Genomic DNA, 22547 nt, shown 5'->3' on the forward strand with positions numbered 1-22547 from the left:
AGATTATAAAGTTTTTTTGTAAAGTATTTTTTAAAAAAACAGTCTAAAAGAAAAATTATTAAATTTTCGTAATAAAGTATTGAAAAATATTTTTATCCGATTTATAATTTATTAATATAAAAATAATTTAAATTTTTAAGGAGAAAAAGATGTTAAAATCAATGACCGGTTATGGTAGAAGTGAGTTCGTTGATGAAAATTATGATTTATCTTTTGAGATGAAAGCTGTAAATCATAAATTTTTAGATATTCAAGTTAAATTACCATATTTTTTAAATTTTTGTGAAGAAGATATAAAAAAAGTTGTGAGGAAAAAATTGTCAAGAGGACGGGTTGATATTTTTATAAGAGGGAAACAAAAGTTTTCTGAAAATAACTCCGCTTTGGATGTTAATTATGATTTAGCTTCTGCTTATTTTGAGGCTTATAAAAATATTTCAAAAAATCTGGGGATAGAAAGTTCTGTAAGCATTGGGCATATTGTTAGAAATGAAAATGTAGTTGATGTTAAAACTTCTGAAATAGACGAAGATTATTTGAAGAAGAATGTTTTAGAGTCTATTGAAAAGGCAGTCGATGAACTTGTTTCAATGAGAATTGTTGAGGGAGAAAATCTGAATAAGGATTTGTTGGACAATCTTTTAGCTTTTGAAAATAATTTAGGAAATATCATAGATAGAAAAGAGGATGTTTTAAATAATCAAATTGAGAGATTAAAATTAAAACTAAATGAATTTTCTGATGAATTATCTGAAAGTGAAATAAACAGATTAAATCTTGAAGTGATTTTTTATACTGATAAACTTGATATAAGCGAAGAAATTACAAGACTTCATTCACATATTCAAAATTTTAAGAAGTTTTTAAATCTAGAAAGTCAAGTTGGTAAGAAAATTGAATTCTTATTACAAGAGATGAATAGAGAAATCAATACAATAGCAAGTAAATCAAATAATTATGCGATTTCAACTTATGTTATTGAAATGAAGGTTATTATAGAGAAACTTAGAGAACAAATTCAAAATGTTGAGTAGTTTTGGAGGTAGTATGAAAAAGGGATTTTTGATGGTTGTTTCAGGTCCGTCAGGAGTTGGTAAAGGTACTATTTGCGATATTTTATTAAGAGATAATAAAGATATTAAGTATTCAATTTCTGCAACGAGTAGAAATAAAAGACCTAATGAAGAACATGGGAAAAATTATTTTTTCGTTTCAAATGATGAGTTTGAAAAGATGATAGCAGATGAAAAACTTTTAGAGTATGCAAGAGTTCATGGAAATTATTATGGAACACCTAAGGATTTTGTTTTAAATTCTATTGATAATGGAGATGTCGTAATTTTAGAGATTGACGTTCAAGGAGCACTACAAGTTAAGAAAAATTATCCTGATGCAGTTTTAGTTTTTGTTTTGCCACCAGATTTTGAAGAATTAAAGAGAAGACTTGTAGAACGTGGAACGGAAGATGAAGAAACTATAAATTTAAGAATGAATAATGCAAAAAAAGAAGTTGAATTTTTAAATGAATATAATTATTCAATAGTGAATGATTTTATAGATGAAAGTGTAGATAAAATGAAGGCGATTATTGAAGCCGAAAGATTAAAGATTAAATAGGAGGAATGAAAGATGATAAATCCATCATTTAAAGAATTAGAAAAAATTGATAAGAGTAGATATGCTCTAGTTGTAATGACAAGTAAAAGAGCTAGAAGAATTGTAAACGGATCTAAAAATTTAATGGAAACAGATGCACAAAAACCAATTACTCAAGCACTTCAAGAAATAGTAGCTCAAAAGGTAACTAAAAAAGAAAAGGAAGATTAAGATGAAAAAAAATATTTTAGTTGGAGTAACTTCTGGAATTGCAATTTACAAGTCTTTAGACTTAGTAAGTATGTTAGTTAAGGCAGGATATGAAGTTAATGTTGTTATGACTGAAAACGCAACTAAACTTATAAATCCTTTGATTTTTGAAACAATGAGTCAAAATAAGGTTCATAGTGATGTTTTTGAAAGAGATATGGATAGTGAGGTTAAGCATATAAAACTTGCAAAAAATGCAGATTGTTTTGTTATTGCTCCACTTACTGCAAATACTATGGCTAAAATTGTTCACGGAATTGCAGATAATTTGATTACAAATATCGTACTTGCATATACTAAAAAGATGATTTTAGTGCCATCTATGAATGTTAATATGTATGAAAATCCTGTAACTCAAAAAAATATTGAAACTTTAAAGGAAAGACATATTGTTTTAAGTCCGGATTATGGTCGTCTTGCTTGTGGTGATTATGGAAAAGGAAAATTTCCTACAACAGAAAGAATTTTTGAAGAAATTGAGAGCTATTTTGTGAAAAAAGATTTGCTTGGAAAAAAGGTGTTAATAGGAAATGGTGCTACAGTTGAAGATATTGATCCTGTTAGATATATTTCAAATTACAGTAGTGGAAAAATGGGAAATGAATTGGCACTATGTGCTAAAAGACGTGGAGCTGATGTAAAAGTAGTGTGCGGAAAAGTTAATAGTGATTACAGAAAATTTGGAATTGAATACTTTGATGTAAAAACTAATGAAGATATGTATAACTCAATAAAAGAAAATTTTGATGAAGCTGATATTTTAATTATGCCTGCTGCACCAGTTGATTTTAAGGTAAAAAATAAAAAAGATTTTAAAATCAAAAAGACTGAAAATTTTGAAAATATTGAGCTTGAAAATAATATTGATATTTTAAAAAGTATTTCAGAGTATAAAAAATCACAATTTGTTGTAGGCTTCGCAGCTGAAACAAATTCAGTTAAAGATTATGCAATTTCAAAGTTGAATAATAAAAATTTGGATATGATAGTTGCAAATGACGTTTCATTAAAAGATAGAGGATTTGGTTCTGATTTTAATAAGGTTACTATCATTACTAAAGATAGTGAAATTGAAACGGAAGTTTTAACTAAGAGAGAAATTGCAGATAAAATTTTAGATGCTATTTTGGAGAAAATATGTTAGCAGAAGTTGTTGTTAAGTCTTTTTTGCTATCAAGAGCTGAAAATATTTTTACTTATAAAATCCCTAAAAATATTGAAGAAGAAATTTCAGTAGGTAAGAGAGTAATTGTCCCTTTTGGTAAAGGAAATAAGGGCACGGTTGGACTTGTTATAAATATTTTAGATGAAAAAGATGTTGAAACAGATATAAAGTTCAAAGAAATTAATATGGTTATAGATGAAAGGGAAATTGTAAGTAAAACACAGATTAAACTTGCAAAGTTTATGAGTGAAAAATACATTACAAATCTTTCTTATTGTCTAAATTGTGTTTTGCCTCCCGGAGATTGGAGTAAAATTGAAGAATTTTTTGTTTTAAATAAAGAAAAATCCAATGTGCTTTCTGCTGTTGAGGCTGAATTTTTTTCAAAGAGAAAAAATATTTTGGAAATTAGAGAATTTTATAATTATGATAATAGAGTAAATTATCTAATTGAAAACGAAATTTTAGTAAAAAAGTATAAATATAACAACTCGGAAAATAAATTTTTAGAAAAATTTGTCAAACTAAATGAAGATTTTGATTTTTCAAAAATTCGTAAAAATGCAGTAAAACAATTAGAACTTTTAAATTTTTTAAAGGGAAAAGATTTTGTTGGAGTTAAAAATTTAAGAGAAAATAACTTTACAAAAACTGTAATAGATTCTTTAATTTCAATGGATGCACTTTTTTTAACTGAAAATAAAATTTATAAAAATTCTATTGAAGAAACAAGTAGCTATAAAAAATTAAAGTTAAATAAAGAACAAAAAGAAGTTTTAGACAATATTTTAAGTTCCAAAAATAATAAATTTTTAATTCATGGAATAACAGGAAGTGGGAAGACTGAAATTTATCTTCAACTTGTTGAAAAGATGTTGGAACAGGGAAAAAGCAGTATAATTTTAGTCCCTGAAATAAGTCTTACACCACAGACTATAGAGAGATTTTCAGGACGTTTTGGAAATGATATTGCAATTATTCACTCCAAACTTACTATGATTGAAAAATTAAATCAATGGAAACAAATTCAAGATAAGGATATAAAGATTGTTGTAGGAGCAAGATCTGCGATTTTTTCCCCAATCAAGAATTTAGGACTTGTAATAATTGATGAAGAGCATGAATCAAGCTATATAAGCGATCAAAATCCAAAATATTATACTCATGAAGTGGCAGAATATTTAGTCGGATTGTCAGGAGCAAAACTTGTCTTAGGCTCCGCAACTCCGTCTGTAAATATTTATGCAAGGACAAATAGTGATGACATTAAACTTTTGGAATTAAAAAACAGAGCTACAAAAAATTCTTTACCTGAAGTTGAAATTGTTGATATGCGTGAAGAATTGTTGCTTGGAAATAAGAGTATTTTAAGTAATAGTTTGTATGAAGAAATTCAAAAAACTTTGGACAGAAAAGAACAGGTAATTTTATTTTTAAATAAACGTGGAAGAAGTTCTTTTGTTTTTTGTCGAAGTTGCGGTTATGTTCAAAAATGCGATTATTGTGATATTTCTATGACTTATCATAAAGATAATAGGAAAGATATTTGTATTTGCCATATGTGCGGAAGAACTAAACCAAAACCTAAAATATGTCCAAATTGTTTTAAACAGTCCATAAAAGAATTCGGTTTTGGAACGGAAGCTTTAGAGGAATATATCAAAAATGCTTTTAAAAATGCTAAAGTTTGTAGAATTGATGCAGATACTTCAAAAGAAAAAGGAGTCTATGAAGAAGTTTATCGAAAGATGAAAAATAAAGAAATTGATATTTTAATCGGTACTCAGATGATTTCAAAAGGACTCGACTTTCCGAATGTAACTTTGGTAGGAGTTGTACTTGCAGATATAAGTTTGAATATTCCATCTTTTAAATCTGCTGAAAAAACTTTTCAACTTTTGACACAGGTTGCAGGTCGTTCAGGTCGTGGAGATAGAGAGGGAAAAGTAATAATTCAAACATATAAACCGAGTCATTACAGCATTGTTAATTCTTCGGATCATAATTATGAAGAGTTTTTTAAAGAGGAAATTAATTTTAGAAGAAGTTTTCTATATCCGCCGAAGGCTCATATCGTGAATTTTCAATTTAGAAGTAAAAGTGTTGAAAATTGTATGGAAGAATTAAAGCAGATAAGAGATTTAATTTTTGATAAATTTAAAAAAGAAATAAATTTAAAAAATATAATTATTCTGGGACCTAATCCTGATGCGATAAAATGGGTAAATATGGTGTATAGATATAATTTAACTATAAAAGTTTTAGAAGACTATGATGTCTTTAGACAATTTTTGACAGAATTAATTTTTAATAAAAAGTATTCATTTAATACCGAAAAAAATGGAAAATTAATTTTGACAATAGATTAAGGAGGAAAAATGGCATTAAGAAATGTTAGAATTGACGGCGATCCTGTTCTTAGAAAAAAGGCAAGGAAAGTCGAAGTTATAGATGATAAAATAAAAAATCTACTAGAGGATATGGTAGAAACTATGTATGATTCAGATGGAGTTGGACTTGCATGTCCTCAAATTGGAATTTTAAAAAGACTTGTAACGATAGATGTCGGAGATGAAAACGGATTACTTAAAATGATAAATCCTGAAATTTTAGAAAGTTCCGGAGAACAAGTTGGACCTGAAGGCTGTCTTTCAATTCCGGATGTGAGAGGTTTTGTAAAAAGACCTGAAAAAGTAAAATTCAAATATACAGATATTGATGGAAACGAACAAATTATTGATGCAACAGGACTTTTAGCTGTTTGTGTATGTCATGAAATAGATCACTTAAATGGAATTTTATTTACAGATTTAGCTTTAGATGGAGAAGAAGCTGAAATGTATGAAAAATTGTATTATGGTGAGGAAGAATAATGAAAAAAATAATTTTTATGGGAACTCCTGATTTTGCAGTTCCGCCTTTAGAAACTTTAAATGAAAATTTTGAAGTTTCCTTAGTTGTTTCCCAAAAAGACAAACTCAGAAATAGAAAAAAATTATTACCGACTCCGGTAAAGCAAAGAGCATTAGAACTCGGTCTTGAAGTCATAACTCCCGATAGTGTAAAAAGTGATGAATTTTTTGAAATTGTAAAAAAAATAAATCCTGATTTTATTGTCGTGGTGGCATTTGGACAGATAATTGATAAAAGATTAATCGACTTTATGCAAGGAAAAATTTTAAATATTCACGCTTCAATTTTACCAGAACTTAGAGGTTCTGCACCGATAAATTGGGCTATTGTAAACGGTCTAGAAAAGACAGGTGTTAGTATTATGTCAATAGATGTTGGACTTGATACGGGAGATGTTTTGGACATTGAAGAAACTGAAATTTCTGATTTAGATAATGCTGAAACACTTTATGAAAGATTATCGAAAATGGGTTCAAATTTGATTGTTAAAACTATTAATGACTTTGAGAATAACTATAAAAACAGAGTTAAACAGGGGGATAAATTTTCCTATGCTCCTATGATTAAAAAGGAAATGGGGAAACTTGATTTTAACGATACTTCAAGAAATATTTTCAACAAAATTAGAGGTTTTTATAATTGGCCTAGCACATTTTGTGAATATATGGGAGAAAATATAAAAGTTCATAGAGCTGAAATTTCAAATGAAAATCCAAATGAAAATGTCGGAACAATCTTTAAAGTTTCGGATGATGCAATTTTTGTTAAAACTATGGATGGAAGTATAAAACTTTTAGAAATACAATTTTCAGGTAAAAAGAGAGTTTTAGTTAAAGACTATCTTCGTGGCAATTCTATAAAAGTTGGAGAAATTTTAAGATAATGAGAAAACTTGCGGTTGAAATTCTTTGTGAAATAAAAGATGAAAATTCAAATTCAACAAATTTATTAAATAAAAACACAAAAAATATTTCTGATTTAGATAGTAAATTTTTAAGAGAAGTTGTATATGGCACTTTGGAAAACAGAATTTATCTTGATTATATAATCAAAAAGCTCTGTAAATTAAGAATAAAAAAGTTCAACCCATATATATTAAACATTCTAAGAATTTCTATCTATCAGATTATTTTTATGGATAAAATTCCTGAATTTGCAATAATAAATGAGGCAGTTAATCTTACAAAAGTTTTTAAACTTAAAAAATTTTCTTCTTTTGTTAATGGATCTTTAAGAAATTTTTTAAGAAATAAAGAAGATTTTATGAAGATTCAAGTTGAGAGTGAAGAGGAAGCTATTTCCATAAAATACTCTGCAAATACGGATATTGTAAAAATATTACTTGCAGATTATGGAAGGGAAGAGACTATAAAAATTCTTGAAAATTCTATGTCCAAACCTCATTTTGCAATAAGAATTTCATCTTTTGAGAAAACGGAAGAAAAAGTTGTTAAGGACTTGGAAAAAGACGGATACAAGCTTAAAAAATCTGAAATTTCAAAACTTACTTATTTTGTAGAAAATCCGACTAATATATTGGAAACTGAAAGTTTTAAAAGTGGAGATTTTACGGTTCAAGATGTTGGAAGTATCTTAACGGGAGAAATTTTAGCTCCAAAAGAAAATTCAAAAGTTTTAGATATCTGTTCTGCACCGGGTGGAAAAACTTGTCATCTAGCTTTTCAGATGAAAAATACAGGGGGAATTTTTGCAAATGATATTGTAAGGAGTAAATTAAAAAAGATAGAAGAAAATTGTAAAAGACTTAATGTAAAAAATGTAAAATTATTAAATTTTGACGCTTCAATTTACAAAGAGGAATACAAAGAACAATTCGACTATATACTTTGTGATGTGATTTGTTCAGGAATTGGGGTTATGGACAGAAAGCCCGAAATAAAATTATTCAGAAGCAAAGAAACTATTGATGAAATAATCAAATTGCAGAGAAAAATTTTTGACAATGCAGTAGAATATCTCAAAGAAAAAGGGGAGATAGTTTACAGCACTTGCTCTGTTTTGAAATGTGAAAATGAAGAAAATGTCAAATATTTTTTAGAAAAACATAAAAATTTAAAAATAAAAGAAGTTGAATTTTTAGGCAAATCAGAAAAATTTATAAAATTATTACCTGAAAAACAAAAACATAATGGATTTTTTATAATAAAATTTGTTAAAGAGAATTAAGGGATTGAGGACTAGTCTTAAATCTTTTTTTATAAGAAAATTGTCTTAATCAAAAATTAGTAAATCAGAAGGAAATGACTCAAGACGATGAACTATTTAAGGATAAAATAAGTCAAAAGAGAAAAAAACTTAAAAATCTTGTACTATTTTATAGTGGATTAAAAAATAATTAGAAAAATGAATATTTAGCTTGAGTAAAAGACAAAATGTAGGAAAAGTGATATAATGAGATGGACAAGAAATTGACAAATTGGAATTTGTTTTCCTTGGGTTCCTTGATTTTCACTTTTGTCCAATTTTTGAATATATGGAGGTAATTTATGGAATATAAAGAAATAAAATTAAACGTTTCAAATAATAAAATCAGAGAATATAAGCAATTTGAAGGCATGAAATTATATTCTGATTTTTTCAAATCTGAAGACGGAAGAAAATTAACTAATAAAAGAGTATATGTTACAAGAAAACAAAATTATGTTTATTATGAAAGAACGGATGTAAATTGGAATTATTGGTCAAATAAAGATAGTTATAATTCAGATTTTATTCCAGATAATGTTGAACATGATATTATTTTTGAGATTTCTTCAGAACTAAGCACCTTTAGTAAACATTTAGGAAAAGAACTGATTGAAAAAATAGAGTTAAAATATAAAAATGGAGAGATTTTAGAAATATTAGACATTTAATCCACTGGTTTAATTATAGTAATTATTAAAATATAAGATTTTTATACTCATATATTTAAATCTCGGATTGTAGAAGCGAAACAATTAAATAAAACCATTGAAGAGGAAGTAAAAGCAAATAGCCGATATTTCCTTTTTTGTTGTCAAAAATTAAAAAAACGGAAAGGAGAATTTATGGAGGAACTGAAAAATAGAGATAGAAAAGGCATTAGTACAAAGAGAAAGATTGGAAAGACCACCTATGAGGTTGTTGTCCACTTCAATGAAAATGCGACTGAAACAATGCAAGATAAGCTGACAAGAATAATGTTGATGGAGTTTCGGAGAAAATCGAACGAAAAAAAGATGATTTTGATTAAAAAGTCCTTGACAAGTTGTTACAGGAATGATAAATTGTAAATTTTCCTGTTTTTGTTTTTATATTTGGAATAGTTAGTTTCCAATATTTCTAAAATGTAAGATTTATAGTAATTAATAAATTGTTTTGGAGAAAATTTATGGAATTTAATAAAGATAAATGGATAAAAGACGGTAAGATTCTAAATATGCAAAAAAAAAACAAAAAGATAAATATGAACTTTTTGTTTATTTAGCTTCTATTTGTTTTGATGAGAGAAAATATAAAGAAAAAGAAATTAATGAAATTTTAAAGAAATACTATGCAGATTTTTGCTATTTGAGAAGATATATGGTTGACTTCAAACTTTTAAAAAGGACTGATGATGGAAGCGAGTATTTCTTTGATAAGTCGGTATTAGATTGAATTTAGTAGAGAAATGTTAAAGGAGCTTTTTATAAAGCTCCTTTGTCCTTTTTGTAGTTTATTCCTTGATATGAATTTCTTTGTTTTAGAATTTTACTAATTTCTCCAATTGTTTTAATTTTATCTTTTGACCAAAGGGGAGCAACAAGTTTTTCTTTGTCACCATCTCCTGTGAGCCTGTGAATAATTATGTCTTTGTCTAAATTTTCTATTGCCATAATCAAAGCATCTATATATTCATCCCAAGTTATTACTTTGAAATTATTTTTTAAGGATTCCTCATATAGTTCACAATCGTTCTGAATATAAAGACTGTGAATTTTAATTCCCCAAGGCTTTTTGCTATTCACATAATCAATTGTATTTTTATAATCTTTTGCTGTTTCATTTGGAAGTCCGAAAATTATATGAAAGATAGTTTTTATATTTAATTCCTTAAGCTTTTTCACACAATTTTCAAATGTTTTTGTACTGTATCCAATATTCATATTATTTCTTGTTTTTTCATTTGAGCTTTGTAATCCAAGCTCAATCCAGACTTCAATTTTTTCATTCAGTTCTGCAAGTAAATTATAAATATCTTCATTGAAACAGTCTGCTCTTGTAGCTATGGATAGCACTTTGACATTTGGAAAATTTATTGCCTCATAGTACATTTTCCTTAGTTCTTTTACAGGTAAAAAAGTATTTGTATAGCTTTGAAAGTAGGCAATATAACCATTGCTTTTATCTTTTTCTTTTAAAAAATTAATTTGAGCATTTAATTGTTCTGTTATTGATTTTCTTTTTGTGGTAAATTCTCCACTTCCAGTTTCTGAGCAAAATTTGCAGCCTTTTTTTCCATTTTTTCTATTTGGACAAGAAAACCCTCCATCGATGGAGAGTTTTAAAAGTCTTGAGCCGAATTTTTTCTTTAGATAAGAACTTAAATCATTATATCTTTGCATATTATCTCTTTCTTAATTGTTCTTTTTGTTCTAAAACATGTCGTTTTAATTCGTCTAAATATTCTATTTCATCATTTGAAAAATCAACATTCTTCAAAAATCTTCCTGCACCTTTTATTACCATTAATTCAGGATTTTCTGGGTTTAAAACTTCTAAACGAGTTCTATCTGTTATCAATTCAACAAGACCAGGAATTTGAGATGTACCTCCAGTAAGAATTAAACCTTTTTCAGAAATATCTGCAATTAATTCAGGAGGAGTTTTTTCCAAAGTTTCTGTTATAGCATTTAAAATTTTATTTAATGTCATTCCAATCGCATGTGCAATATCTGAATCATTTACAAAAATATGCATTGGAAGACCATTCATAACATTTCTTCCTTTAATTTCATACATTGAACCGTCATTAGTAGGATAGGCTCTTGCAGCTGATAATTTGATAATTTCTGCAGTATTTTCTCCTATTAACATATTATATCTTGTACGAATGAAGTCTGCGATTGCTTGGTCAATTGTATTTCCACCTACATTTAAACTTTTTGCAATGATTATTTCACCATTAGAAATAATAGAAATATCTGTTTTTCCTGCTCCGATATCAACAACCATAGTACCTGATGGATCGTTTATATTTACACCACAACCTATTGCGGCAGTTATTGTTTCTTCTAAAAGTACAACATTATTAGCCCCTGCAAGTTTTACAGCTTGAGTTATTGCTCTTTTTTGTACTTGAGTCAATTCACTGGCAATACAGACTAAAACATTAGGTCTAAAAAAGTTTTTTCCAACAGATTTTTTTATTGCTCTTTTTATAATAGCTTCTGTTGCATTAAAATCTACAATATTTCCTGCAATTACTGGCCTTTTTGCAACTACATTTCCTGGAATACGTCCTAATAATTTTTTTGCAGTTTCTCCATAATTTAAAATTTTATTTTTATAAGTATCCATAGTAACCACAGATGGCTCATTCACTACGATACCTTTATTTTCAACGAAAGTTACTACCTTTGATGTTCCAAAATCAATGGCAAGAGTTTTTCTAAAATACTTCATAAAAATCCCCTAAAAATCTCCTATCTATTTTACTTTATATATTATCAGAATAATTTCTAGATAATTATATTTTTTAAATTTATTTTAAACCAAAATACACTACTATAATTTTACACTAAAATTAGCTTATAGTAAAGGGCATTTTTCATATAAAAAAATTTGATAAAATTTATATGTTGTAGTAAAATAAGAATGATAAAATTAATATTGATATGGAGGACTTTATGTTTAGAATGAAAAACAAACTTAACAATTTATATAATGCAAATAAAGAAGTTAAGTTTGCGCTTATTGGAGCTGGGAAAATGGGGAAAGGACTTGTTAATCAACTTTCTAGAATTAAAGGTCTTACAAGTTCTGTTGTAATAGATGAAAAACCAGAAAAAGCTATGGAAGCTCTTATTTCTTCCGGCGTTAGAAAGTCAGATATTACTACAAGTGATAATATAAAAATAATTGAAAATTCTATAAAAAATGGTATGTATGTCGTTTCTGATGATTATACTATTGCTTGCAAATTACAAGATATAAAAGGGGTTGTTGATGCAACTGGGAATCCTCCTTTTGGTGCGATTTTAGCAATGGATGCAATTGAAAATAGAAAACATACAATTATGTTGAATGTTGAATGTGATGCAGTTATTGGACCGTATTTATTCAATTTAGCAAAAAAGAAAAATGTTATTTATACTGGATCTGCTGGAGATGAACCAGGTGCAATAATGGAACTTGCAGATTTTGCTTTAGGTGCAGGTTTTAAACTTCTTGCAGTTGGAAAGGGAAAGAATAATCCGCTTAATCATTATATTACAGAAGATGAAGTCAGAGAAGAGGCGATTTCAAAGGGACTTTATCCAAAAATGCTTGCAGGCTTTATTGATGGAACTAATACTATGATTGAACTTACAAGTGCTGCGAATGCCTTAGGATTTATTCCTGATGTTATCGGCTGTCATGGACCAAATGCTACACCTGCAGAACTAGCTAAAATTTTTTCTCTTAAAGAGCAAGGAGGAATTTTAAATAATTATAAGACTGTGGATTTTGCTTTTGGAGTAGCACCAGGAGTTTATGCTATCGTAACAAGTGATAGTGACGAAGTTCATGATTTAATGAAGTATTTAAAAATGGGTGATGGCCCAAATTATGCTATATACAGACCTTATCATTTAACAAGTCTAGAAACACCAATAACTATATATAATGCAATTGTTGAAAAAGAATCAACTATTGTCCCAGCTTGTGGACAAGTTTCAGATACAATTACAGTTGCAAAAAGAGATTTGAAAGCAGGAGAAATTTTAGAGGGAATTGGTGGAAAATCCGTTTTTGGTAAAATAACAAGCCATGCAGATCAAAAAAATAGAAATCTTTTGCCAATTGCTATGATTACTAAAAAAACTAAGTTAAAAGTTGATGTTAAAAAAGATGAGCTTATTACTCTTGATATGGTTGAATTGGATGAAGACCATATTATAACTAAACTTAGAAGAAAGCAAGATAAATTAGGACTTTAGGAGAAAGTATGGAAATTATTTCAAAATATAAGAATAAAATTGCAATGGGAATTTTTACCATTGCAGTAATTATATTTATTATATTTTTAAGTTTAAAATTCTCAGGTAATTCTAATAAAGAAGTAACTTATGATTTTTCAAAACCATATAGTAAAATTGAATTTATTAAAGATGAAATGTATATCTTCGAAAAAAATAAATTTTCAAGATTTAATAAAAATGGAAAACTTAAATTAGAAAAAGATATTGAGAATAATGGTAAAATTAGAGTTTCTAATGATGTTATCTATTCATTGATGAGTAATGAAATAATTATGTATAGTAAGAACTTTGATGAGATTAAACGTGTTTCATTGGATAATGAAATTGAGGACTTTTTTATTGAAAATAATAAAATTATTCTAATCAATAATACGAGTTTTAAAATTTATGATGAGAATTTAAGTGAATTGTATACAAATGATGATGTGCAAAATCCTGGATATATAAAATTTTCAAAAAGTAAAAATAATTTTGCATATACAGATTATGTAAAATCGGAAAATTCAATTAAATCTAGATTTCATATTTTGAATTCAAAAGATAAGTCAACTGTTTGCGATTTTACATTTTTTAATGAATTTATAATAGAATTTGGATTTGTAAATGATTCAGATGATAAACTTTTTGTTGCTACAAATGAAAAATTATACCTTTTTGAAAAAAATATTATAAAGAGTCAATACTATATAAAAAATTTAAAAAATGTTATCTATGATTCTGGAAAGATTTATTTATTTTCTGATGATTTAAAAGTTTTTAATGCTAAGGATTTGACACTAGAAAAAACTGTTGAAATTGGTAATGACTATGTAAAATCTTATATTTTAAGTAAAGAAATTCTTTTAGTCAAAAATAATGGGTATGTATTAGTTGATAAGTCTAGTTTAAAAAAGAAAGAATTTTCAGCTGAGATAATAGATTCTATTCAAAGTGAAGATTCAGTATATTTGATTCAAAAAGACAAATACAAAAAAATAAAATAGGAGGGATTTTTTTGGACGAAAAATATTTATTATTGACTTTTAATTCAGTTAATCATACAATGCAATTAGAAAAAGAACTTAAAAATTTAGATAAAAAATTTAAAACTATTCCAACACCTAGGGAAGTAAGTCGTTCTTGTGGTCTTGCAATTTTACTTGATCCAAGAGAACTTGAAACAGTGAAATCATTAAAAGAAACTGGTAAAAATGTTGATTACCTTTGGCTTTTTGAAAAGACACAAGATAGAGGAAATGTTGTAACGGAGATAAATATTAATGAATAATTTTTTTGAGAATTTGATTTATTCGGATTCGCTTAGAAGTTTAATTATAAAAATAATTTTATCAGTCATAGTTTTTCTGATTGCTAAAATTATAATTTATATTTTTACAAAAGCTTTGACAAATTTAGTTAAAACATATAAATCAAATGATTTCAGAAATTCTAAAAAAGTTAATTCTATAGTTTCTATTTTGTCAAGTGTTTTGAAATATATTATTTATTTTATCGCTGTGGTTATAATACTTAGTATTTTTGATGTAAATACTTTATCTTTAATAGCAACTGCGGGAGTTGGCGGTATTATAATTGCATTTGGAGTACAAAGTATTATTAAAGATTTATTCAGTGGAGTTTTTATTCTACTAGATGATCAATATAATATTGGGGATGATGTTAATATTAATGGAATTTCTGGTAATATTATGGCTATAAATATGAGAAATACACAGATTCAAGGTTATGACGGAAGTATAAATACAATATCAAATGGAAGTATAACAACTGTTACGAACTTTAGTAAAAATAATCAAAGGTCTGTTGTTACTTTTTGTTTTCCAACTGATGTAGATGTTGAAAAAGTTAAGAAAATCATAAATGATTTTTCACCAGAATTTTCAAAAAAATATAAAAGTGTAATTAAAGATCCAGTATTTTTTGGAGTTACTGAAACTGAAAAATATTATGTAAAGATTGCTATTGCAATTTGGAGTAAACACTCTACGCAATGGCAAAACGAAAAAAATTTAAGAGAAGAATTGTATAAAAAATTTAAAGAAAAAAATATTGAATTTTTGAAACTTGAAAAGGGTGATAAAATTGTATAAATACAAAGTATCGGACATTGTAGTTTTAAAAAAAGAACATCCTTGTGGAACAAATAGATGGGAGATTTTAAAAACGGGAATTGAAATAAAGTTGAAATGTCTAGGTTGTGAAAGGGAAGTTTGGATTAAAAGAATTGATTTTGAAAAAAGACTTAGAAAAGTTGAAATAGATGGGAAACTTTTCAAAGTTGCAAATCTCTAAAGGAGGTAATTATGGATTTTTTAGAATTGGCAAAAAAGAGATATTCTGTAAGGGAATTTTCTAGTAAAAAGGTTGAAAAAGAAAAGATTTTAAAAATTTTAGAGGCTGGAAAAATTGCACCGACAGCAAAAAATAACCAACCAATAAAAGTTTATTATTGTACTGAAGATGAAAAGTTAAAACTTTTAAATGAGTCATCTCCTTGTGAATTTAATTCACAACTTATGTTTGTCATAACATATAATATGGATCAATGTTGGTACAATGGTTATACTGGAATTTCAAGTGGAATTGTAGATGCTACAATTGTTGCAACGCAAATGGTTCTTGAAGCAGAAGACTTGGGATTGGGCTCAGTATTTATTGGAGCTTTTAATCCTGATATTGTAAAGGAAAAATTTGATATTCCTGAACAAAATGAAATAGTAATGTTATTATTTATGGGTTATAAATCTGAAAATGCTATGCCTTCACCATTGCATGAAACTTATAAATCAGACGAAGAATTATTTGAGGAATTAAAAATAAAATAAATTTAAAGGAAAATATATGGATAAAATATTAAATGATTTATTTTCTTTTCAAGATATCGAATATAAAAATTTTAATGCTAAGCTTATTCCAACAGTAGATAAAGACTTAATAATCGGAGTTAGAACGCCAGATTTAAGAAATTATGCAAAAAAATTATTTAAAGAAGATGAAAAACGAACTTTTAATTTTTTAAATAATCTTCCGCATAAATACTATGAAGAAAATAATTTACATGGATGTTTGATTGAGCAAATAAAAGATTTTGATTTAGCTATGGAATATACAGAAAAATTTATTCCATTCATTGACAATTGGGCAACTTGTGACTTGTTTTCTCCGAAAGTTTTTAAAAAATATCCAAATGAAACATATAGATATATTTTAGATTGGATAAAAGATGAAAACACTTATGTTATAAGATATGGGATAGGTCTTTTGCTTTCAAATTATTTGGATGAAAATTTTAAAGAAGAACATTTGAAAATTGTTTCAAAAGTAAAGTCTGAAGAGTATTATGTAAATATGATGATTGCTTGGTATTTTGCAACTGCCATTGCTAAACAACAAAAGTATGCTATAAAGTTTATAGAAAATAAAAAACTTGATGATTGGACTCATAATAAAGCAATTCAAAAGGCAATAGAAAGCAGAAGAATTACCGAAGAAGAAAAATCATATTTAAGAAGTTTAAAAGTAAAAATAGTGAAATAGAATGAAAAGATTTAGTAATTAGGATTAGGGAGTAAATTTTTAAAGGTACTTCCTAATTTTTTTATTGATAATTCATAAACAATGAAAATATGCTATAATATAGTTATTAAATTATGTTATATCTTTTATGAATATTTATTTGGGAGGTTTGTATTTATATATGAATAATTTTTTTGAAGCATTGATTGGAGAAAAATCAGAAAGCAAAAATATATTTTCTCCTCTAATTGGAGAATGGGAAATTGAATGGGTTGATGGAAAAGGAACTGAAAAAGAAAGGCATGTAATAGGAGAATGGTTGTTTTCAGAGATATTGAACGGTCAAGGAATTCAAGATGTTTTCATTTGTCCGTCAAGAGTAGAAAGAGTTGCAACTCCACAACCGGATGCTGAATATGCTACAACTATAAGAATATATAATCCAAAAAAGAAAAAATGGGATATTTGCTATTCCTGTTTAGGAAAGATGGTTTGTTTGGAAGCAGAAAAAATAGATGATAAAATTGTACTAGTGAATAAAGAGAAAACAGAGAGTCTTAATCAATGGATATTTTCAAATATTACTTTCGACACATTTCATTGGGAAAGCAAAACATCTTTTGATAATGGCAAGAGTTGGGTTACAAATGGTGAAGTATTTGCAAAGAGAAAAAATTGAATATATAGATTGAATTTAATATGAAAGGTAGTGTAAAAAATTTTTTTATCTTAACACACTACCTTTTTTGTTGGACTTGACGAAAATATCTTAATAGTATAAAATTAACTGTAATTATATTTTCATTATTGAAAGTGTAATTAGCTCTATTTTTAAATGAAAAATATCCTTTAAAATTTGTACCTACATTATAGGGTAGTACAATCTAAAAATTGTTAAACTATATCTAGAAAGGAGAAATCAAATGAGTATAATAAAATCTTTTAATAGTACGATAGATTATATAGAAACTGTTTTAGAAGATGAAATTGATGAAAAGAAAATAACTCATTTATCCGGATATTCATATGCGATGTTTAGTCGATTGTTTTCTATTTTAACTGAAACAACACTTTCAGAATATTTGAGAGGAAGAAAATTAACAGAGGCTGCGATTGCTTTAAGAGATACGGACGAAAAAGTAATTGACATTGCATTTAGATTTGGATATGAGTCATCAGACTCTTTTGGAACAGCTTTTAAGAATTTTCATGGATTTACTCCTTCTGAAGTAAGAAATGGGAAACCATTCAAATTGATTTCTAGAATTCAATTAGCATTAACAGTTAAAGGAGGAAGAAGTATGAATGTTACAATTCAAAAGAAAGGTTCATTTACGGTTGCAGGTTTCAATGAAGAAAATATTAATTCATCATTATGTCCAGAAGTTTGGAATAAATTATATGAAAAATATAGCCATGAAGAACTTGCAAGTCTAGGAGATGGAGAAAGTGTAGGCATTTGTCATGACGTAGAAAATCCAAATGTAATAAATTACATGGCAGGATATATTGTTACGGATGTAGATAAAGCAAAAAGTATGGGACTTGATATCCTAGAAGTAGAAGAGGCTGAATATGCTATTGTTGAACTAAAAGGAGTAGTTCCTGAATGTATTCACAATGGTTGGAAGTATGTAATGGAAGTGTTTTTTCCGGAACATGGATATGTTCATTCGGGAACTCCTGACTTTGAATATTACTATGAAGGGGATATGGATAGTAAAGATTATAAAATGGAATTATGGATTCCAATTGTAAAAGCGTAATATATTAAAAATAAATTAGAGCCATTGGCTCTTTTTTGTTGGACTTGACGAAAATATCTTAATAGTATAAAATTAACTGTAATTATATTTCCATTATTGAAAGTGTAATTAGCTCTATTTAAATGAAAAGATTGTATTTTATTGTTGTCGTTGGGGGAGAGATGGAAAATTTAAGTACAGTAATTGAAAGGTTAAAAAAACTGCAACAAAATTTATCAGAAATTGGTGATTCACTTTGACATTTCTAAGTTAGAAGATGAATATAAGAGTCTTGAAGCTCAGAGCTTTAAGGAAGATTTTTGGAATGATTCTAAAAGTGCAAAGTCAATTTTAGATAATATGAAAAATTTAAAATTTAAGATTGAAACTTTTACTTGTCTAAGCCAAAAAATTGTAGATTCTGTAGAATTTTTAGAAATTTTATCTGATGAAGAATTTATGGAATATGAAAAAGAAGCATTAAAGAATATTCACAATATTGAAAAGGAATATTTATCATTGAAATTAAATACCTTAATGGTTGGAGAATATGACTCAAATAATGCCATTTTAGAAATTCATGCTGGTGCAGGTGGTACAGATGCACAAGACTGGACTGAAATGTTACAACGTCTTTATACAAGATGGATTAGCAGCAAGGGTTTTTCATTTTCAATTTTGGATTACAATTCTGATACTGAAGGAGGAATTAAGTCTGTTACTTTAAAAGTTGAAGGGAAAAATGCCTATGGATTTTTAAAAGGGGAAAAAGGAGTTCATAGACTTGTTAGAATTTCTCCTTATGATTCTTCAAATAAGAGACATACAAGTTTTGCAAGTGTAGATGTTTTTCCAGAAATTGAAGAAATTACTGATATTGAAATAAATCCTAAAGATTTACGAATTGATACTTATAGATCTGGTGGAGCAGGTGGACAACATGTTAATAAAACAGATTCTGCAGTTAGAATAACTCATATTCCAACGGGAGTAACTGTTTCCTGTCAATCTGAAAGAAGCCAAATGTTTAATAGAGATACAGCGATGAGACAGCTTATTGCAAAGCTTTTGATTATAAAGCAGGAAGAAAATAGAGAAAAAATAGAAGATATTCAAGGTAAATATTCTCAGATTGCATGGGGTTCACAGATAAGGTCTTATGTTTTTCAACCTTATACACTTGTAAAAGATCATAGGACAGGTTATGAGACTGGAAATGTGGAGTCCGTTATGAATGGGAATATTGATGAATTTATAAATCAATATTTATGTGAGTTAGTAAAAAAAAGCAGGTGATTTTATGAAAAGAGAAACAGCAACTAGAATTATTGCACTTATATTAGCTTTAATGATGGTAGTAGGAGTATTACCAACTGTTATAGGATTATTTAAGTAATGCAAGTTACAAGTATAAATTATAGTAAATCTAAAGAAGTTTTTGAAGTAATTTTTGAAGATGAAACAAAACTTCTTTTGAATTACAATATTTTTGAAAAGTATAAAGTTTCTGTTGATATGGATTTTTCAGAAGATGAAATTTTAGAAATGAAGTATTTTTCAGATATTGAAAGAGCAAAGTCAAGAGCAATTAATTATATTTCTGGAAAATTGAAAACAAAATATGAAGTGAGATTAAAACTTAAAGAGAATGGCTTTGCAGAAGAGGTTATAGATGAAGTTTTAGATATTTTAGAAAAAGAGGAATATCTAAACGATAAAATCTATTGTGAAATATTTATTGAAGATAAGAAAAAACTAAATGGATATGGAAAAAATAAAATCAAATCTTTATTAATTCAAAAAGGAATTTCTAAGAATATTTTTGAAGACTTTTTAGATGAATTTGAATATGATGAAGAATTTGATAATGCCCTTAAAATGGGTATAAAAAAGTTGAACCTATTGTCTAATGAAGAGGATAAATTTAAGAAAAAGCAAAAAATTATAAACTATTTAACTTATAGAGGTTTTGGTTTTGATGTTATAAATGATGTTTTAAAGGAAATATTATGATGACTTTTGTTTATATGTTGGAGTGTAAAGATGGAAGTTTTTATACTGGCTATACAACTGATTTAAAAGCTAGATTTGAAAAGCACAATTCAGGCTGTGGAGCAAAATATACTAGAGGAAGGACTCCTGTAAAACTCGTTTATTTTGAAATTTTTGAAACAAAGTCTGAAGCACTTAAGAGAGAAATTAAGATAAAAAAGATGAATAGGTTAAAAAAAGAAAAATTAGTATTAAATTTTGATAAAAGCAAATTTTCTACTTATATGGAAGGTGATGTTTAATGATTAATGAAAATTTATATAATCAATATAATGATTTAAGAGAAAATTTAGCGGAATTATTACTTTTAAAAGAGGAAATTATTTCAATTAGGAATGACTTAGTTTTAGAAGATGATGAAAAGTTTAAACTTTTATATAAAAAAAATATTGAAAATCTTATGAAAATTCAAAAGTCTCTTGAAAGAGATGTTATGAATCTTTTTAGGGCAGGAGAAATTTTAAAAACTCTTGAATTTGCAGATAATTTTGTAGATGTAAGTCAAGTTTATACAATTATAGATTCAGAAAATAAAAATAGCAAAAGATTTAATTCAAATGAAGTTAAAAATTTTGTAGGACTATTTGACGAACTTGATATAGAAGAAAAAAACACTTGTGATGATGTCTTTAAGGCGATTGCGAAAGAAATTTCTCCTCAAACAAATAGTAAAAATTGGGATAAAGAACTTTGGAAAAAGACGCTAAAAGCAAAAGCTGATGACAGCAAAAGAACAATGAATAAAATTTTTAAAGCTATTGAAGAAGAAAGATTGATAAAAAATCCGATAGATTTTGATATTGATGAGTATTCGGAAAATATTCGAACTTTAGAGAATAATTTAAAATTTTTGCAAAGAGAAGTAAAAAATCTTGGGGAATCCTGTAAAGACACTCTTGATGAGAAAAAGGTTGAGAGAATGCAAAAGTTATTGAAAAAAGTTGAGAATAGAAAGGCAGATATAAATCATTCAATTGAAATTTTAACAAAAATAAAAAATGGTTTAATGGATGGATTTATAGCTTCTTTGCCTACAAATAAAAATGGAATGTTAAATTAGGAGGAGAAAATGGAATTAAAATTCGAAATTGCAGAGGAATTAGGAATTCTTTCCGAAAATGAAAAAGGTTGGAGAAAAGAGTTAAATTTAGTTAGTTGGAATGAAAGAGAACCAAAATACGATATAAGAGATTGGAATCCAAGTCATGAAAGAATGTCTAAAGGTATAACTCTTACAAAGGAAGAAGCTCAAGCGCTTTATGAAATTTTAAAGGAAGAATTTGGAGAATAATGTGAAAAAACTTTTTGGAAAATTTATTTTAGGACTTTCAAAAGTCTTGGATGTAATTTTAGGAGCAATAGTAACAGGCTTATCTTATATTGTAAATTTACTAAGCAGTATTTCTGTATTTTTAGTATTGATTGGAATAGCTTTTTTAACTTTGGGTTCGTTTTTACTTCCTTTAGTGCTTATATTTTTACTTTCAAATCCAGTTTTTTGGCTAATTATTTTTGTCTTTTTCATAGTTCCGTTCTTGGGAAAGAAATTTATTTCTTTTCTAAGATATATTAATTATTCTTTATGTGAATATTTGAATGATTATGGAAATTTCTTGTTGGGAAATAACAAGGGTTATTCATCTTTTAAAGAATATAAAAGAAAATATGAAAGAGCTCAAGAAGAACAATATGAAAGAGAAAGAGAAGAAAGACAAAGACGAGAACAAGAAGAATGGGAAAGAAGATTTAATGCTTTTAATGAATATTTTTCAAATCAAGGCGGATACTATGGAGGATATCAAGGTTATCAAGGATATCAAGGATATTATCAAAATGCTGGTGCAAGTTATGACCCATATAGTGATTTTAAGAATAAATTCGAAAATGCTTGTAGAGTTTTAGAGTTTAATACTTTTGATATAGATTACTATCAAGTTAAATTGCAATATAGAAAGCTTGCAAAAAAATATCATCCTGATTTGAATAGAGATACAGATACAACTGAAAAATTTCAAGAGATTAATTCAGCCTTTGAATTTTTAACAGAAGAAAATATAAAAAGATATAATCAAATGAAAAGATAGC

At 27.1% G+C, this 22547-nt stretch carries 28 protein-coding genes; 26 read left to right on the forward strand and 2 right to left on the reverse strand.

The window, feature by feature from the left end:
* Positions 1–149: 149 nt before the first annotated feature.
* From WFJ11_RS01685 to WFJ11_RS01735, 11 genes are all read left to right on the forward strand, one after another.
* Positions 150–1034, forward strand: a complete 885-nt coding sequence (locus tag WFJ11_RS01685; protein ID WP_338817545.1) for a YicC/YloC family endoribonuclease — start codon at positions 150–152, stop codon at positions 1032–1034.
* 13 nt (positions 1035–1047) lie between these two features.
* A complete protein-coding gene (gmk, locus tag WFJ11_RS01690; RefSeq protein ID WP_293440197.1) occupies positions 1048–1617 on the forward strand; it encodes a guanylate kinase in 570 nt (189 codons plus the stop codon).
* Between the two features lie 12 nt (positions 1618–1629).
* Complete coding sequence (gene rpoZ / locus WFJ11_RS01695; protein ID WP_004832943.1) at positions 1630–1827, forward strand: DNA-directed RNA polymerase subunit omega; 198 nt, start codon at positions 1630–1632, stop codon at positions 1825–1827.
* A gap of 1 nt (position 1828) precedes the next feature.
* The gene (coaBC, locus tag WFJ11_RS01700; protein WP_293440200.1) at positions 1829–3010 is read left to right on the forward strand and encodes a bifunctional phosphopantothenoylcysteine decarboxylase/phosphopantothenate--cysteine ligase CoaBC; all 1182 of its coding nucleotides are present in this window, start codon (positions 1829–1831) and stop codon (positions 3008–3010) included.
* The gene (priA, locus tag WFJ11_RS01705; protein ID WP_338817546.1) at positions 3004–5400 is read left to right on the forward strand and encodes a primosomal protein N'; all 2397 of its coding nucleotides are present in this window, start codon (positions 3004–3006) and stop codon (positions 5398–5400) included. Before coaBC ends, priA begins: the two co-directional genes overlap by 7 nt.
* Positions 5401–5409: 9 nt before the next feature.
* On the forward strand, positions 5410–5904 hold the full coding sequence (def, locus tag WFJ11_RS01710) for a peptide deformylase (protein WP_293440204.1): 495 nt from the start codon (positions 5410–5412) through the stop codon (positions 5902–5904).
* The gene (gene fmt, locus WFJ11_RS01715) at positions 5904–6827 is read left to right on the forward strand and encodes a methionyl-tRNA formyltransferase (protein ID WP_324001167.1); all 924 of its coding nucleotides are present in this window, start codon (positions 5904–5906) and stop codon (positions 6825–6827) included. Before def ends, fmt begins: the two co-directional genes overlap by 1 nt.
* Positions 6827–8131: a 16S rRNA (cytosine(967)-C(5))-methyltransferase RsmB gene (gene rsmB / locus WFJ11_RS01720; protein ID WP_324001165.1), complete on the forward strand. Its 1305-nt coding sequence runs from the start codon at positions 6827–6829 to the stop codon at positions 8129–8131. Before fmt ends, rsmB begins: the two co-directional genes overlap by 1 nt.
* Before the next feature lie 320 nt (positions 8132–8451).
* Positions 8452–8820 carry an EXLDI protein gene (locus tag WFJ11_RS01725; RefSeq protein ID WP_041954457.1) on the forward strand — a complete coding sequence of 123 codons (369 nt, stop codon included), beginning with the start codon at positions 8452–8454 and terminating at the stop codon, positions 8818–8820.
* A 174-nt stretch (positions 8821–8994) separates the two neighbouring features.
* On the forward strand, positions 8995–9219 hold the full coding sequence (locus WFJ11_RS01730) for a transposon-encoded TnpW family protein (RefSeq protein ID WP_150263186.1): 225 nt from the start codon (positions 8995–8997) through the stop codon (positions 9217–9219).
* 199 nt (positions 9220–9418) lie between these two features.
* On the forward strand, positions 9419–9583 hold the full coding sequence (locus tag WFJ11_RS01735; protein WP_293439967.1) for a DUF2087 domain-containing protein: 165 nt from the start codon (positions 9419–9421) through the stop codon (positions 9581–9583).
* A 29-nt stretch (positions 9584–9612) separates the two neighbouring features.
* Here the strand turns inward: WFJ11_RS01735 and WFJ11_RS01740 are convergent, their stop codons facing one another.
* Positions 9613–10530 carry a TIGR01212 family radical SAM protein gene (locus tag WFJ11_RS01740; protein ID WP_293439958.1) on the reverse strand — a complete coding sequence of 306 codons (918 nt, stop codon included), beginning with the start codon at positions 10528–10530 and terminating at the stop codon, positions 9613–9615.
* Between the two features lies 1 nt (position 10531).
* The gene (locus WFJ11_RS01745) at positions 10532–11590 is read right to left on the reverse strand and encodes a rod shape-determining protein (protein ID WP_293439956.1); all 1059 of its coding nucleotides are present in this window, start codon (positions 11588–11590) and stop codon (positions 10532–10534) included.
* Positions 11591–11814: 224 nt separating this feature from the next.
* On the opposite strand from WFJ11_RS01745, the gene WFJ11_RS01750 reads away from it, so the two are divergent.
* The 15 genes from WFJ11_RS01750 to WFJ11_RS01820 all read left to right on the forward strand — a co-directional run bounded on the left by WFJ11_RS01750 (position 11815) and on the right by WFJ11_RS01820 (position 22546).
* The gene (locus WFJ11_RS01750) at positions 11815–13107 is read left to right on the forward strand and encodes an NAD(P)H-dependent oxidoreductase (protein ID WP_293439954.1); all 1293 of its coding nucleotides are present in this window, start codon (positions 11815–11817) and stop codon (positions 13105–13107) included.
* A gap of 8 nt (positions 13108–13115) precedes the next feature.
* Entirely contained in the window at positions 13116–14132 is a 1017-nt protein-coding gene (locus WFJ11_RS01755; protein WP_338817547.1) for a hypothetical protein, read from the forward strand.
* Positions 14133–14143: 11 nt separating this feature from the next.
* The gene (locus WFJ11_RS01760) at positions 14144–14416 is read left to right on the forward strand and encodes a DUF3343 domain-containing protein (RefSeq protein WP_293439950.1); all 273 of its coding nucleotides are present in this window, start codon (positions 14144–14146) and stop codon (positions 14414–14416) included.
* Positions 14409–15239: a mechanosensitive ion channel family protein gene (locus WFJ11_RS01765; RefSeq protein ID WP_293439948.1), complete on the forward strand. Its 831-nt coding sequence runs from the start codon at positions 14409–14411 to the stop codon at positions 15237–15239. The genes WFJ11_RS01760 and WFJ11_RS01765 overlap by 8 nt, the downstream gene beginning before the upstream one ends.
* A complete protein-coding gene (locus WFJ11_RS01770; RefSeq protein WP_009372460.1) occupies positions 15232–15441 on the forward strand; it encodes a DUF951 domain-containing protein in 210 nt (69 codons plus the stop codon). Before WFJ11_RS01765 ends, WFJ11_RS01770 begins: the two co-directional genes overlap by 8 nt.
* A gap of 11 nt (positions 15442–15452) precedes the next feature.
* Entirely contained in the window at positions 15453–15974 is a 522-nt protein-coding gene (locus tag WFJ11_RS01775) for a nitroreductase family protein (protein WP_293439945.1), read from the forward strand.
* 16 nt (positions 15975–15990) lie between these two features.
* A complete protein-coding gene (locus tag WFJ11_RS01780) occupies positions 15991–16686 on the forward strand; it encodes a DNA alkylation repair protein (RefSeq protein WP_293439943.1) in 696 nt (231 codons plus the stop codon).
* Between the two features lie 160 nt (positions 16687–16846).
* On the forward strand, positions 16847–17344 hold the full coding sequence (locus WFJ11_RS01785) for a hypothetical protein (protein WP_338817548.1): 498 nt from the start codon (positions 16847–16849) through the stop codon (positions 17342–17344).
* Between the two features lie 244 nt (positions 17345–17588).
* Positions 17589–18431: an AraC family transcriptional regulator gene (locus WFJ11_RS01790; RefSeq protein WP_009372390.1), complete on the forward strand. Its 843-nt coding sequence runs from the start codon at positions 17589–17591 to the stop codon at positions 18429–18431.
* A gap of 161 nt (positions 18432–18592) precedes the next feature.
* A protein-coding gene (gene prfB, locus WFJ11_RS01795; protein WP_338817549.1) for a peptide chain release factor 2 occupies positions 18593–19706 on the forward strand; the annotation gives its coding sequence in 2 pieces (ribosomal slippage) (positions 18593–18667 and positions 18669–19706; 1113 coding nt in all).
* Positions 19707–19805: 99 nt separating this feature from the next.
* The gene (locus WFJ11_RS01800; protein WP_338817550.1) at positions 19806–20423 is read left to right on the forward strand and encodes a regulatory protein RecX; all 618 of its coding nucleotides are present in this window, start codon (positions 19806–19808) and stop codon (positions 20421–20423) included.
* Between the two features lie 14 nt (positions 20424–20437).
* The gene (locus tag WFJ11_RS01805; RefSeq protein ID WP_425334774.1) at positions 20438–20704 is read left to right on the forward strand and encodes a GIY-YIG nuclease family protein; all 267 of its coding nucleotides are present in this window, start codon (positions 20438–20440) and stop codon (positions 20702–20704) included.
* Positions 20704–21522, forward strand: a complete 819-nt coding sequence (locus WFJ11_RS01810) for a hypothetical protein (protein WP_293439935.1) — start codon at positions 20704–20706, stop codon at positions 21520–21522. The genes WFJ11_RS01805 and WFJ11_RS01810 overlap by 1 nt, the downstream gene beginning before the upstream one ends.
* A 9-nt stretch (positions 21523–21531) precedes the next feature.
* The gene (locus WFJ11_RS01815; protein WP_009372535.1) at positions 21532–21753 is read left to right on the forward strand and encodes a YdbC family protein; all 222 of its coding nucleotides are present in this window, start codon (positions 21532–21534) and stop codon (positions 21751–21753) included.
* A 1-nt stretch (position 21754) separates the two neighbouring features.
* A complete protein-coding gene (locus WFJ11_RS01820; RefSeq protein WP_338817551.1) occupies positions 21755–22546 on the forward strand; it encodes a DnaJ domain-containing protein in 792 nt (263 codons plus the stop codon).
* Position 22547 lies beyond the last annotated feature (1 nt).

This window comes from Parvimonas micra, from assembly GCF_037482165.1.
Lineage (GTDB): Bacteria > Bacillota > Clostridia > Tissierellales > Peptoniphilaceae > Parvimonas.